This window comes from Parabacteroides sp. AF19-14 (genome assembly GCF_003635485.1).
In the GTDB taxonomy this organism is placed as follows: Bacteria; Bacteroidota; Bacteroidia; order Bacteroidales; family Tannerellaceae; genus Parabacteroides; species Parabacteroides distasonis.
Map to the genome: position 1 here is coordinate 168,985 of NZ_QTMJ01000003.1, position 13,778 is coordinate 182,762.

Genomic DNA, 13,778 nt, shown 5'->3' on the forward strand with positions numbered 1-13,778 from the left:
ATTGGGCTATGTGTTTTTAAGGTTTTTGTTTAGGTTTAACAATTTAAGGTTTTTAGGTATTATGAAACGTTTTGGAATGGCAGTCGCAGCCTTATTGATGTGTGCGACAATGAGCTTCGCTCAGAAACCGAGTTTGAGTAGAGAACCGTTTGTGGTAAGTACAGAGAAGTTAGCGAACTATTTGCAATTGACTCCGAGTCAGTTGGACGAGGTAGCTAACATCAACGAATATTTCATCGAGATGCAGAACGCAAGTGTAAAAGCTAGCGCTAAATTGCAGGACAAGAAGATGTATCAGGCGGTTTACGGTAACTTGAAGTTGATGAAGAAGGCTTTGAGCCCGGATCAATATCGTAAGTATGTTACTTTATTGAACATCACGAATAATAACAACCGTACACTGGGTGTTAATACGTTCCCGGAAGTGTACTTAGCGGATAACGCAAGTAAGTAATTTATACTATATAAGAGTGTGTCCCCCACTATTTCCTGTCAGAAGGTAAATAGTGGGGATACTTTTTTTTAAGGCTTGCGTATAAATCGAAGAAGATTGTGTAAGTTTGCGGCGTTTTACAAATAACGCTTAATTCGAGTCATGACAACACAACAACTATTAGTCCCTTCTAATGCTACTTTGAAGAGAAATGTAATGGACTACTCCTTAATCGTGGTAGGTTCATTTTTGCAGGCACTTAGTTACGTGCTTTTCCTAGCGCCTTACAAAATCGTACCGGGAGGTGTGTATGGTATCTCTATCGTAATCCACTATGTGACGAAAGATTTGTTCCCGTTCTTCCCGGATGGTTTGCCGATGGGTGCGACGGCGCTTTGCTTCAATATCCCGTTGATGATTTTGGCGATGAAAAAGATCGGATTGTCTTCCGGCCCGAAGACGATCGTTACTTTCTTGCTGATCTCTATATTTACCGACTCATTATCTTATTTCCTTACCGATCCATTGGTGGAGAACGATGCCTTTATCGCCGCCTTTTACGGTGGAGCTATTTTAGGATTGGGTGTGACTTGTATTTTCCGGGCGCAAAGTACGAGTGCCGGTACGGATGTATTGGCACGTGTGATCGCTAATGACTCCAACTTGAAGGTTAGCAATATGATCATCGTATTGGATTCCGCGGTCGTATTGTTGGGCTTGATCGTGTTTAAGGATTGGGCGGTACCTTTGTATTCTTGGTTTACTATTTTCGTATATGGAAAGATCGTGGAGATGTTCCAGACGGAGAACCCGAACCGTGCTGTCTTTATCGTTTCCCGAAAGACAAAGGAAATGCGTGATTTGATTGTCGATAAAATGGGTATGAGAGGAACATTTATCCATGGTAAAGGCATGTACGAGGGACATGAGACCGAGATTATCTTTACGATTGCCGAGCGTAAGGACATGCCCCGCTTGAAAGATGAGGTAAAAGAGATCGATCCGAATGCTTTTGTATCTACGATGCACGCTAGCAAAGATTCGCCAAGACCGGGTATTTGATTAATAATTTTACTATCTTTGCCCCTCAAAACGAATAAATATAAGATAGTAATGCCCAACATCTCACAAAGAGGAGTCGAAATGCCCGCTTCCCCGATCCGGAAGCTGGCTCCATTGGCCGATGCTGCCAAACAGAGAGGAGTTCATGTGTATCACCTGAATATCGGTCAGCCCGACCTTCCCACTCCGCGAGCGGCACTCGACGCGATCCGTAATGTCGATCGTACGGTGTTGGAATATAGCCCTAGTCAGGGATATCGCAGTTATCGCGAGAAGTTGGTTGGATATTATAAAAAGTATGATATTAATCTTACGGCTGACGATATTATCATCACTACCGGTGGTTCGGAGGCTGTTTTGTTTGCCTTCTTGAGTTGCTTGAATCCGGGTGATGAGATTATCGTACCGGAACCTGCTTATGCTAATTATATGGCATTCGCTATCTCGGCAGGAGCCGTGATCCGGACAGTGACGACTACGATAGAGGAAGGATTTTCTCTTCCGAAAGTAGAGAAATTCGAGGAGTTGATCAATGAGCGTACCAAAGCGATCCTGATCTGTAACCCGAACAATCCTACGGGTTATTTGTATACGCGTCGTGAGATGAATCAAATCCGGGATATCGTAAAGAAATATGATCTTTATCTTTTCTCGGATGAGGTATACCGGGAGTTTATCTATACCGGTTCCCCGTATATCTCGGCTTGTCATCTGGAAGGTATCGAGCAGAACGTGGTATTGATCGATTCTGTCTCAAAACGCTATTCGGAATGCGGTATCCGTATCGGTGCGTTGATTACGAAAAATGCCGAAGTGCGTAGTGCCGTCATGAAGTTCTGCCAAGCTCGTTTAAGCCCGCCTTTGATCGGACAGATCGCGGCCGAGGCCTCTTTGGATGCTTCCGAGGAGTATGCCCGTGAGACTTACGACGAGTATGTGGAACGGCGTAAATGCTTGATCGATGGCTTGAACCGTATTCCCGGCGTTTATTCTCCCATACCGATGGGCGCTTTCTATACGGTGGCTAAACTTCCGGTGGATGATGCCGATAAGTTCTGCGCTTGGTGTCTGGAAGAGTTTGAATACGAGGGTCAGACGGTCATGATGGCACCGGCGTCGGGTTTTTACACGACACCGGGACTTGGTAAGAATGAGGTTCGTATGGCCTATGTCTTGAAAAAGGAAGATTTGGCGAAAGCTTTGACGGTGTTATCAAAGGCGCTGGAAGCTTATCCGGGAAGAATGTTATAAATGAATTTAGAGCTATTTATCGCCAAAAAGATACATTTCAGCAAGGAGGGGGATCGAGAGGTTACTCCTCCCGCTGTTCGTATTGCCATGATCGGGATCGCCTTGGGATTGGCGGTGATGATTCTTTCGGTGGCGATCGTGATAGGCTTTAAGAAAGAGGTCCGGAACAAGGTGATCGGTTTCGGTTCGCATATCCAGATCACGAATTTCGATAGTAATTCTTCCTATGAGTCGCAGCCGATAGCGGTTAGCGATACTTTATTGAATGCGCTCGATGCATTCCCCGGTATTCGCCATGTCGAGAAATTTGCGACGAAGCTAGGCATCTTGAAGACTGACCAAGATTTTCAAGGGATTGTCTTGAAAGGGGTGGATACGGATTATGACTGGACTTTCTTCAAGGATAATTTAAAAGAGGGCGAGATCTTTACGATCCAGCCGGATAAGAACTCTACGGATGTTATTATTTCCAAGTATTTATCAGATTTGCTAGGACTAAAGGTCGGGGATTCTTTCCTGACTTATTTTGTACAAGATGACGTGCGTGCCCGTAAGTTCACGATCACGGGGATTTATGAGACGGGCTTCCTTGATTATGATAAGATGTTCGTAATCGCTGATATTAAGCAGATACGCCGCTTGAACGGTTGGGATAAAGATCAAGTAAGCGGACTGGAGTTGCAGGTGGACGACTATGATCGTTTGGACCAAGTGGCCGAGGATATTTATTTCGATCTGACGGAACGGCAAGACCGAAATGGCAATACGTTCTACGCCCGCTCCATCAAGGAATTGAACCCGATGATCTTTAATTGGCTGGATGTGCTAGACATCAATGTGGTGGTTATCTTGGCGCTGATGCTTTCTGTCGCAGGGTTTACCATGATCTCCGGATTATTGATCATAATCTTGGAACGTACCAATATGATCGGAATCCTAAAAGCCTTGGGACAAAATAATAACAGTATTCGCAAGATCTTCTTGTATGTCTCTTTCTTCTTGATCGGCAAAGGAATGTTGTGGGGGAATATCATCGGTATCTCTCTTTGTTTGCTTCAATCTCATTTCCATATTATACAATTAGACCCATCTATTTATTATTTGGATGCCGTGCCTATCGATCTGAGTCTATTTTCACTGTTCCTTTTGAATATAGGGACATTGGCCGCCTCCATGTTGATGATGTTAGGACCTTCCTATTTGATTACGAAGATTGATCCGGCCAAGAGTATCCGTTTTGAATAAAAGCCGTATCTTTGGCATACGTTCTAGTTTTGCCGGATTGATATGACAGATCTTATCTCTAAAGAAAAGCGTAGCTATATCATGTCTATGATTAAGGGCAAGAATACAAAGCCCGAGATTATAGTCCGTAAATACCTGTTCCATTGTGGCTTTCGCTTTCGTGTGAATGTAAAGCGCCTTCCCGGTACCCCTGATATCGTATTGCGTAAATATAAGACCGCTATCTTCGTGAACGGCTGTTTCTGGCATGGGCACGAGGGTTGCCCGGAATTTCGTCCTCCCCGTACCCGGGTAGAGTGGTGGACCGAGAAACTAAACCGGAATAAAGCCCGGGATGCCCGTGTACGTGAGGAATTACGAGCGATGGGCTGGAATACGATGGTGATTTGGGAATGCCAGCTTAAACCCAAAGAACGGCAAGCTACTTTAGAAAATGTCGTCCGTTTATTGGAAAAGACGTATTTGGAATCTACTTACCAAGCAAAGTTTACCCCGGCCTATCCACTATTAGAGGAAGAGGAACTTCCCAAGGTAGCGGAAGAAGAAGAGTGCTATGGCGTTGTAGATGACTAAAGTAACCACACTAAAATTATTTCTATGGAAGATGTGTAATCTTTCTTCTCCCTATAAGGTGCATTCATTAATCCATTTCATCTATTGCTTGTTCTATTATCACATTTTTTAATGTGATGATATAAAAGCTTGCGTCACTTGTTTTATAGATACCATAATTCACATGTTCATATCCATCTATATAAGATACTTCATATTGAACGAATACGTTGTTTGGATTATCAAGTCTTTGTTCCTCTGTATCATTGTTAGCGAATTTTTCAACGAATACAGTTGTTATCTTGGATACTAATCCTTTTAATTTTGCACTCTTATCTAAATGATGTTCTTCTTCGAAACTGATATTATGGTTGGCGAACATATATGGTTCTGTTTTGTTGCCGGTTATTGTTGAATATTCTCCTACCTGAATAGGATTACCACAACATTGCATCATTGAAGGGTCGTATAATACATTACATTGGCTTTTATATTCTTTTAGAGAAACTTGGTAACCTATCATAAAGAGAGCGGCTTCCAATGCTCTTAGTTGTTTTTCGGGAGGTAACAGGTTTGAAAAATTGGATGAATGGGATAGTATTTCTTTTAACAGCCAATTTGCTCTAAGGTTGTTCTCCAGATGATTCCCATAACGTTCTGTATTTCTTAGTAGAGGGAATCGTCCCTCTACAGGATCTGGATTTCTATTAGCTTTGCCTCTCCCATTTGCATAAGCGAACTTTAAGTTTTTCGGTACATCTTCAAGATGCCTGTCATCACAAAATCTCTTGACAAGAAGACCTAATGCGGCTCCTACACGGCTGTCATAAATGACAAAATCATTTATATACAAGGAATAAATCTTAGTAAATCCGGAATTCATATATACTACTTGGTCATCGGACTCTGGTACTTCTATTTTCTCGCTAGTCAATATCATTTTGACGGATTCCAGATACTGAACTAGTCCTTGTTCTTCGTCTATTTTTTCGATTTTTTCCTTATTTCCACGTAAAACACCTCCCCATTCCAATATCTTTAAGCAGGTATCTTTACACAGTATATCATCTTTTGTTTCAAGGCTTTTTTTCAAGCGGCAAGATAGTTTATCCAAAATATTAGAACTTTCTTCAAAGCTGCTTCCTTTAATTGTTTTTCCCTCTAAGTATTTTACTCTGAAATCCCAAGCGTAGTTTTCATAGGCATTGTAAATGGAATTGCATTGCCATTCTTTTTTATTTCTTTGATTTATATATTGGTGTGTAAAGCCAGAGTCTATTTTGGGTACAAACCAATTGATGAATTCTATCACTTTTTCATCTTTGTAAAAGTTGCTTTTTTGATTTATATAGCTTTTCATATCCTATGTTTTTTAGATTAACTTATTAAGTTTCCGTTAAATGAGTACGGTTACCTTATAGAGAATGGACTTCCTCCATTCGCTTTAGCTCATAACTGCGGATTTGCATCACGATGCAGTGCAACTTCGTGTCGTGTATCAACTGCCGTACTTTGGGGGCTGCGGCATATTTCTTTATCTGTTCCACGGCCTCTTTCCATTGAGTCTCAGCTTTCTCTTCCGTGTCCTTGGAAGAAAGATATTTCAATTCAAGGATATAGCTATGCTTCACCTCATACCGGAGCAGGTCTGGCATAAGGAACAGATCACAATAACCGTGGTTCAACTCTACTTCCGGTGCGGTTAGGTAATAGGCGTTCACGCTTAGGTAGGCGGTGAAGAAGCCTTGTATGTTTCGCTCGCCCTCGATAGCGCTGCGTACGGACGAGTTCTCCTTATAAGCATTGGCTATAAATTCGAGGCTTTCGCGCCAATGGCCATCGTAAGCCATATCATAGAACATCAAGCCTAGGTCGTTCAAGTTGATATGACGCTTATCTTGATATTCCTCTAGCAAAAATTCGTAGTACTGCTTGCGCACGTTATTGTTAGGGATGCTTAGCACCAGATAATTCCCTCGTTTAGCTGTGATGGTCAGCATACCGTAATAAAAAAGCAGGCTGGGGAAGATTTCCGGGTTAGCGATCTGGGTCGCGGGGAAGGTGGTTATCAAGTTTGTGACAATCTGCCCTTCCTCCGTGATCTTACGCAATACACCCTTGCGATTCCCGTCTAGCTTGTCCAGTTGGATGAGTCTTTTCATCTTATTATAGTCCGTGCGGGTATTGGGGTCGATCATCTCTTTGGGTGATTTGCCCAGCGTCATGTAATTGCGTAGATAGTAAAGCACCATGTCGCAGTTGAATATCTTTGGATCATGGTCTAAACTCTCTTCCGCGAAACAATAATTGTCGTACCACGGTTTCATCTCTTGGATCATCGCATCTATGTCTGCATCTGCCGGGAGTTGCCCGGTTTCTTTATAATATTGGAACATGATGCGCACGTCCGTCTCGCTGAATCCCAGCATCATGTTGAATCTGTGGTCGGTACTGATATTCCAGCCGATATTGAATCCGCTGGTCAGATCGTCCAATGTGACTGGACTTACGCCGGTCATAAAAATGCGTTCGAACATGCCCTTGAATTTCTTGAATATCTCGCGATAGAATCCGCTGGCATGAGTCAAGGCATGATATACCTCGTTGCCTTGCTCGTTGAGGACAACGTTGGTGAAGTTATCATATTCATCGATGATGAGATAGAGCTTGGCGCCATATTCAGCCGAATGCAAGTCCAGATAATTCAGTTTACTAACAAAGTCTGGTTGCGCTTTCATCTCCTCAGCATAACCCGGATAGTAATACGGTTCATAAGCTTTTCCGAATATGTCCATCACCATACTACAATAACGGTCGAAATTCTCAGCTAGTGAACCACTACCACCACTGGCACGCGAGAAGTCGAGATAAACTACCTGAAACTTTCCTTGCAATGGTGTGGGATGGTTGCCTATCCACAAATTGCCGAAGCGTTTATCGAACTTTTCTTTTTGCGTAATGTCATAGTAAGCCCGTAGCATGCTTAAGAAAATGCTCTTTCCGAAGCGGCGAGGACGGATAAAGAAAAGATTTCGAGGTTGTTTTTCCAGCAAGGGCAAGTACATGGTCTTATCCACATAATACATGTTCTGCTCTACCACTTCCACGAAATTGGCAATACCATAAGGGACTTCTTTTACATTTTCCATAATCGCTCCTGTTCTTTTAGTTCATACTTATGGGAATGAGTCAAAGGTAATCCATTCTTTTAGAAGAAACAACGGAAAGAGAAAGAAAGTTGAAGGCAGATGGTTGGGCGCATATGTACCGGTACGAAACCTAGTTTTTTAATCGAAACGTATAATCTTTTCTGCTTCTGAAAAGTCGGTAAATACGTATGTAGCCATTAAACATAGGTTGAATAAACTCCAACAGGAATAACCAACCGATAGTAGGGCTTTGTTGAAGCATTCGAGCCGATTTGCCGAAAACGATTGCCTTGATTATAAAACGTATCAAATATAATAATACGGCGATCAAGGAGATTAGCCAATTGCCCTGTAATCCGATGACTACCGTAGCGATAACCGATGCTTGGAAAAGGTAGAAACAAGTGGATTCGAGATGATAGAATGTCAAGGCGCTTCCTTTGTAATACCGTTGAGTGGCAGCACGGGAAACCTTCATCTCTTTCCAGATTCCAAAACGTTCGATTTGATCCATTTCCGTTAGGCTGTCCGGGGTATAAATTACTTTCGTATTCTCCTTGGTCGAGGCTTCGTTGATGAATAAGTCATCGTCTCCCGCATGCAAGTTCAAGGATTGGTAGTAACCTTTATGCTTGAAGAATAACTCTTTCCGATAAGATAAATTTCGTCCGTTTCCGGTATATGGGTGATGGGAGAGGGCGGAAGATAGATAACGTAAACCCGTCAACAAGTTATCATAGGCGATCAACTTATGAAAGAATCCCTTGTAGTTGCTGTATTTGCAGTAGCCCAAGACAATACTGGTCTCGGGTGTGTATCCACCAACCATGGCGGATAACCATTGATCGTTGAGCGGTTGGCAATTCGCCTCCGTGAATAGAAGAATATCGTATTTGGCCGCTTTCACACCTAAGGTAAACGCCAGTTTACGGCGGCTTAGGTAGCGAGCGTCCGAGGGGACGTAAGTATGATACAAATGTTTATACTCATTTTGAAAGAACTTTAGCGTATCGTCGGTATCGTCGCTCGAGCCATCGTTGATAACGACTACCTGATATTCAGGGTAATCTTGTGTAAGTAACGCAGGAAGGTGTTTCTTGAGGTTCTCAGAATCATTTTTAGCGTATATGATGATGGATACGGGGAGTTTATTACCTTCCTCTAAGGTATCATCCGTTCGTTTTGACGCACGTAAAGGGCGGGCATAAGCGATCAGATAATAAAGAGATAAGATAACGAACCCTATCAAAGAGATCCCCAAAAGGAAAAGCTCTGTAGTATTGAGTAGAAACATAATAATGTACCAATGTATTAAATGTCAATGTGCTAAAACGACAATATACCAATGCGATACCTAAAACGTATTCGCATGGGTATATTGGTATAGTAGCGAAGCGCTATTACCTCTTTATTATATCGTATCGGAATAATAGGCTTTCGGTAAATGACGGCAGTTGTATTGGGAGGCCATGACCTCGCCATAAGCGCCGGCGGAACGAAGGGCGATCAAGTCGCCACGATGAGCCTTATTCAACTCTACATCCTTACCGAATACATCCGATGACTCACAGATCGGGCCCACTACATCGTAAGTCTCTACTGCCTCATCGCTGCTGATGTTCTCGATACGGTGATAAGCGTCGTACATCGCCGGGCGGATCAATTCCGTGAAACCTGCGTCAAGGATAGCGAATTTCTTCGTCTCTCCTTCCTTGACATATAATACCTTAGAGATTAATGTTCCGCATTGAGCGACGATCGAACGTCCCGGCTCAAAATGTACCTGTTGACCCGGACGTACTTGAAGCAGTTTATGAATGGCCGCGAAATAGTTATCGAAAGCCGGGATCGATAAATGATTCGGGTGATAGTAATCGATACCTAATCCACCTCCGAAGTTCAGGTTCTCCACCGTAACCCCGTGAGCTTCCAGTTCTTCCTGTATCTCGTTGAAACGAATTACCAAATTGCGGAAGCTAGACATATCCGTGATCTGTGAACCGATATGGCTATGGATACCGATCAACTTCACATTCTTCATCTCCTTTAATTTATTCAGTACCCCTCCTAATTGGCTAAGGTTGATACCGAATTTATTTTCCTTCATACCCGTCGTGATCTTGGCATGCGTATGGGCATCCACTTCCGGGTTGATACGAAGGGCGATAGAGGCTACTTTATTTTTAGCGGCCGCCAGCTCATTAATGATTTCCAGCTCAACGGCAGATTCTACGTTAAAGCAGAAAATATCATTGTCCAGTCCTAGGTTGATCTCCCAATCCGCTTTGCCAACACCAGCAAAGACAATCTTATCGGCAGGAAAACCGGCATCTAAAGCTGCCTGTACCTCGCCGCCACTTACGCAGTCTGCGCCAATGCCGTTTGCCGCTATGATGGAAAGGATACGGGGATTGGCATTCGCTTTCACGGCATAATGCACGTGGTAACCATATTTCCCAGATTCGGTTTTTACTACGTCTAATGTGTCTTGCAATAGCTTGACATCATAATAATAAAAAGGCGTAGAAAGCTGTTTGAACTTTTCTACAGGAAATGTTCCTTTGAGCATATTATACGAAATTATATAAAGATAAATAAGGGCAGTCTGTAAAAGGCCGCCCTCGTTTGTTTTTATTTGTTGTTAAATAAATGATCGCTTAGAGCTTGCAGCGCTCTCTGCTTGTCCGAGGCCTTAATCAGCAAGGAGACGTTGTAGTTGCTTCCTCCGTAGGAGATCATGCGAACCGGGACATCCTTCATGGCCTGTACGATACGAGCCTCGAAGCCGATGTTATCCCATTCTAGGTCGCCAACCACACAAACGATAACCATATCCTCGTCTACGGTCACGGTTCCGTACTTCTTCAAATCGTCAACGATCTCTTCCAGATGCTTGCGGTTATCGATCGTAACGGAGACACCCACTTCGGAAGTCGTAACCATATCGATCGGAGTCTGGTAGTTCTCGAAAGTCTCGAATACCTTACGCAAGAAACCTGTAGCTAGCAACATACGTCCGCTCTTGATCTTGATAGAGGTAATATTGTCTTTGGCGGCAACCGCCTTGATCTTACCTTTCTCGATTGCGTTAGAGATCAATGTACCCGGAGCGTCCGGCTGCATCGTATTTAACAAACGAACCGGGATGTTGTTCAATTTAGCCGGCAATATACAAGTCGGGTGAAGTATCTTGGCTCCGAAATAAGCTAATTCGGCAGCTTCCTCGAAATGCAATTGACGGACTGGAGACGTTCCCTGTACGATACGAGGGTCGTTATTGTGCATACCGTCGATGTCTGTCCAGATCTGGATCTCTTCCGCACCGATAGCCGCGCCGATTAAGGATGCGCTATAGTCGCTACCACCCCGTTGCAAGTTATCGATCTCGCCGTAAGCGTTGCGACAGATATAACCTTGCGTGATGTATAGGTCGGCGTCCTTATTATCAGCGAGTAATTTCACCAATTTCTCTTTGATATAGACAGGGTCCGGTTCCGCGTTCTTATCCGTACGCATATAATCCAAAGCCGGGATCAATACGGATTTCACGCCGCATTCGTTCAAATAAAGATTCATCATACCCGTAGAGATCAACTCTCCTTGTGCCAAGACAACCTTTTCCTCGAACAAGGTAAACAGATCCTTCGTGAACGTACGGATATATTCGAAATGAGATTTTATCAGTTCTTTGGCCTTCTGTTTATATTCCTCGGTGCTGTATAGTTCCTCAACATGGCCCATATATTTCATGGCAAGCTTGTTGATGATCTCATTCGCTCCGTCTGGGTTCTTTTTGTACAGGTAGTCGGAAATCTCGACTAACGAGTTGGTTGTACCCGACATGGCTGACAATACAACGATCTTACGGTCTCCCGTGATCAGTTTCGCTACATCTTTCATTCTCTGTGCAGATCCCACAGAAGTACCGCCAAACTTTAAAACTTTCATCTTCTTTTGTTCTATATTAAATTGTTTTCTTTTTCAATCGAATGCGACCGCAAAGTTACAAAAAAATTATTCTCTGACATCACTTAGACAGGCATTCTCGCATTTTACTATGCGGGCAGGATAATTATGCACGATCGTATAGTTATGAGTGGTCATAATCACCGCCGTTCCCTGCTGGCAGATGTCGTGTAAGAGTTGTACGATTTGTCCGCTCGTCTCCGGGTCCAAGTTGCCGGTCGGCTCATCCGCCAGTATCAACTTGGGGTTGTTCAGAAGGGCACGGGCAATAACGATACGTTGTTGTTCCCCGCCGGATAGCTCATGCGGCATTTTATAGCCTTTGTCTTGCATGCCTACCTGACGGAGCACGTTGTCTATCCGTTCCTTGATCTCGCTTTTCTTTTTCCATCCGGTGGCTTTCAGCACGAATTCCAGATTCTTGGAGACGGAACGGTCGGTCAACAATTGGAAATCTTGGAAGACGATACCTAGTTTCCTACGCAAATAAGGGATATCCTTCCGCTTCATCTTGGTGAGGTTGTAATCCATGATACGTGCCTCGCCTCGCAAGATCGGTATCTCGCAATACAAGGACTTGAGCAGGCTGCTTTTACCGGAGCCTACCTTCCCGATCACATATACGAACTCTCCGTTACGAAGCGTGAGGCACGCGTCGTATAATACCCTGTTTTCCTCACGGCATATCTCCACGTTCTCTAATTTGAGTAGAATATCTTCTTCCATAGAATTTATCAACCTTTATGTCTTTTCTTTAATTCACGGGCGAGGTCTTCCAGACGAAGTCCCTTGCTTGTCAATAATACGATTAAGTGGTAAACCAAGTCGGATGCCTCATAGATGAAGCCGTCTTCGGTTCCGTTGGTCGCCTCGATAACGGTCTCTACCGCTTCTTCGCCGACTTTCTGGGCCATGCGATTCACGCCTTTCTGGAATAAGGTAGTCGTATAGGAACCTTCCGGCATTTCTTGACGGCGACGCTCGATGAAGTTCTGCAAGTATTTCAAGAACATGATATCCTCTACGTTCTTCTCGCCGAAACAAGTATCCGCTCCCGTATGACAAACCGGTCCGGCTGGAATCGCCTTGATCAATAATGTATCGTTGTCGCAATCCGCCGTGATGCTAACCACTTGCAACGTATTTCCGCTACTCTCTCCCTTCATCCACAAACGGTTTTTCGTGCGGCTAAAGAATGTAACCTTACCCGTACTTACTGTCTCATCATAAGCTTCTTGATTCATGAAGCCCAACATTAATACCTTACTAGTGTTGTTGTCTTGTACGATAGCGGGAATTAATCCGCCCATTTTCTCGAAATCTAATTTCATCTTTATATATAATGTGTTATATCCTTACATTGATCCCCTCGTCCTTGAGGTATTGCTTCAAGTCGCCTATCCGTATCTCGCCGAAATGGAAAACGCTGGCCGCTAAAGCCGCGTCCGCTTTCCCGTTGGCGAACGTATCCCGGAAATGTTCCATCTTTCCCGCTCCACCGGAGGCGATTACCGGGATATGCAGCGTATCGGCTAAGGTAGCCAGAGCGTCATTCGCGTATCCGTCTTTTACGCCATCATGAGTCATACTGGTAAAAAGGATCTCGCCGGCGCCACGACTTTCCGCTTCCGAGGCCCATTGAAACAAATACTTATCCGTCGGGACACGCCCTCCGTTCAGATAGCATAGCCAGTCGTTGTTCTCGAAATTAGCGTCGATAGCGACTACGCATACCTGACTGCCGAAGTTCTTGGCGATCTCCTCGATTAATGCCGGGTTACGTAAAGCCGCCGAGTTGATCGAGACCTTATCGGCGCCAGCGCTAAGCAAACGATCCACGTCCTTCAATTCATTGATTCCTCCACCTACGGTAAAAGGGATGCTGATATGAGCCGCCACCTGCTTTACCAATTCGGTGAAAGTCTTTCGCCCCTCGTGTGAAGCGGTAATATCCAAGTACACTAATTCGTCGGCCCCCTCACGGCTGTACTGGGCACCCAATTCCACGGGATCTCCAGCGTCGCGAAAGTTCACGAAGTTGATGCCTTTTACGGTCTTTCCATCCTTTATATCCAGACAGGGAACAATTCTCTTGGCTAGCATATATCTATTTAATTATT

Annotated in this window: 13 protein-coding genes; 5 read left to right on the forward strand and 8 right to left on the reverse strand. The window is 44.0% G+C overall.

The features are described 5' to 3' along the window. Positions 1–61 precede the first annotated feature (61 nt). From DWX33_RS04025 to DWX33_RS04045, 5 genes are all read left to right on the forward strand, one after another. Positions 62–454, forward strand: a complete 393-nt coding sequence (locus DWX33_RS04025) for a hypothetical protein (protein ID WP_005854532.1) — start codon at positions 62–64, stop codon at positions 452–454. 141 nt (positions 455–595) lie between these two features. Further along, positions 596–1,495 (forward strand): YitT family protein, encoded by a 900-nt coding sequence (locus tag DWX33_RS04030; RefSeq protein WP_005864449.1) that lies wholly within the window; start codon positions 596–598, stop codon positions 1,493–1,495. Positions 1,496–1,546: 51 nt separating this feature from the next. Continuing rightward, entirely contained in the window at positions 1,547–2,746 is a 1,200-nt protein-coding gene (locus tag DWX33_RS04035) for a pyridoxal phosphate-dependent aminotransferase (protein ID WP_005854538.1), read from the forward strand. Further along, the gene (locus tag DWX33_RS04040) at positions 2,747–3,991 is read left to right on the forward strand and encodes an ABC transporter permease (RefSeq protein WP_005854540.1); all 1,245 of its coding nucleotides are present in this window, start codon (positions 2,747–2,749) and stop codon (positions 3,989–3,991) included. A gap of 42 nt (positions 3,992–4,033) precedes the next feature. Next, complete coding sequence (locus tag DWX33_RS04045; protein WP_122379884.1) at positions 4,034–4,564, forward strand: very short patch repair endonuclease; 531 nt, start codon at positions 4,034–4,036, stop codon at positions 4,562–4,564. A gap of 67 nt (positions 4,565–4,631) precedes the next feature. Here DWX33_RS04045 and DWX33_RS04050 read toward each other — a convergent pair whose 3' ends face one another. The 8 genes from DWX33_RS04050 to hisF form a co-directional block, all read right to left on the reverse strand. Continuing rightward, positions 4,632–5,903 carry a hypothetical protein gene (locus DWX33_RS04050; protein ID WP_199713255.1) on the reverse strand — a complete coding sequence of 424 codons (1,272 nt, stop codon included), beginning with the start codon at positions 5,901–5,903 and terminating at the stop codon, positions 4,632–4,634. Positions 5,904–5,958: 55 nt separating this feature from the next. After that, positions 5,959–7,692, reverse strand: a complete 1,734-nt coding sequence (locus DWX33_RS04055) for an ATP-binding protein (protein ID WP_199713257.1) — start codon at positions 7,690–7,692, stop codon at positions 5,959–5,961. 130 nt (positions 7,693–7,822) lie between these two features. Then, complete coding sequence (locus DWX33_RS04060) at positions 7,823–8,986, reverse strand: glycosyltransferase (RefSeq protein ID WP_122379886.1); 1,164 nt, start codon at positions 8,984–8,986, stop codon at positions 7,823–7,825. 117 nt (positions 8,987–9,103) lie between these two features. After that, the gene (gene lysA, locus DWX33_RS04065; RefSeq protein WP_122379887.1) at positions 9,104–10,261 is read right to left on the reverse strand and encodes a diaminopimelate decarboxylase; all 1,158 of its coding nucleotides are present in this window, start codon (positions 10,259–10,261) and stop codon (positions 9,104–9,106) included. A 62-nt stretch (positions 10,262–10,323) separates the two neighbouring features. Next, positions 10,324–11,640: an aspartate kinase gene (locus DWX33_RS04070; protein ID WP_005854548.1), complete on the reverse strand. Its 1,317-nt coding sequence runs from the start codon at positions 11,638–11,640 to the stop codon at positions 10,324–10,326. A 66-nt stretch (positions 11,641–11,706) separates the two neighbouring features. Further along, positions 11,707–12,384: a cell division ATP-binding protein FtsE gene (locus DWX33_RS04075; RefSeq protein ID WP_122379888.1), complete on the reverse strand. Its 678-nt coding sequence runs from the start codon at positions 12,382–12,384 to the stop codon at positions 11,707–11,709. A gap of 8 nt (positions 12,385–12,392) precedes the next feature. Further along, positions 12,393–12,989: a bifunctional phosphoribosyl-AMP cyclohydrolase/phosphoribosyl-ATP diphosphatase HisIE gene (gene hisIE, locus DWX33_RS04080; RefSeq protein ID WP_005854554.1), complete on the reverse strand. Its 597-nt coding sequence runs from the start codon at positions 12,987–12,989 to the stop codon at positions 12,393–12,395. 16 nt (positions 12,990–13,005) lie between these two features. Next, positions 13,006–13,761, reverse strand: a complete 756-nt coding sequence (gene hisF, locus DWX33_RS04085) for an imidazole glycerol phosphate synthase subunit HisF (RefSeq protein ID WP_122379889.1) — start codon at positions 13,759–13,761, stop codon at positions 13,006–13,008. Between the last annotated feature and the right edge of the window lie 17 nt (positions 13,762–13,778).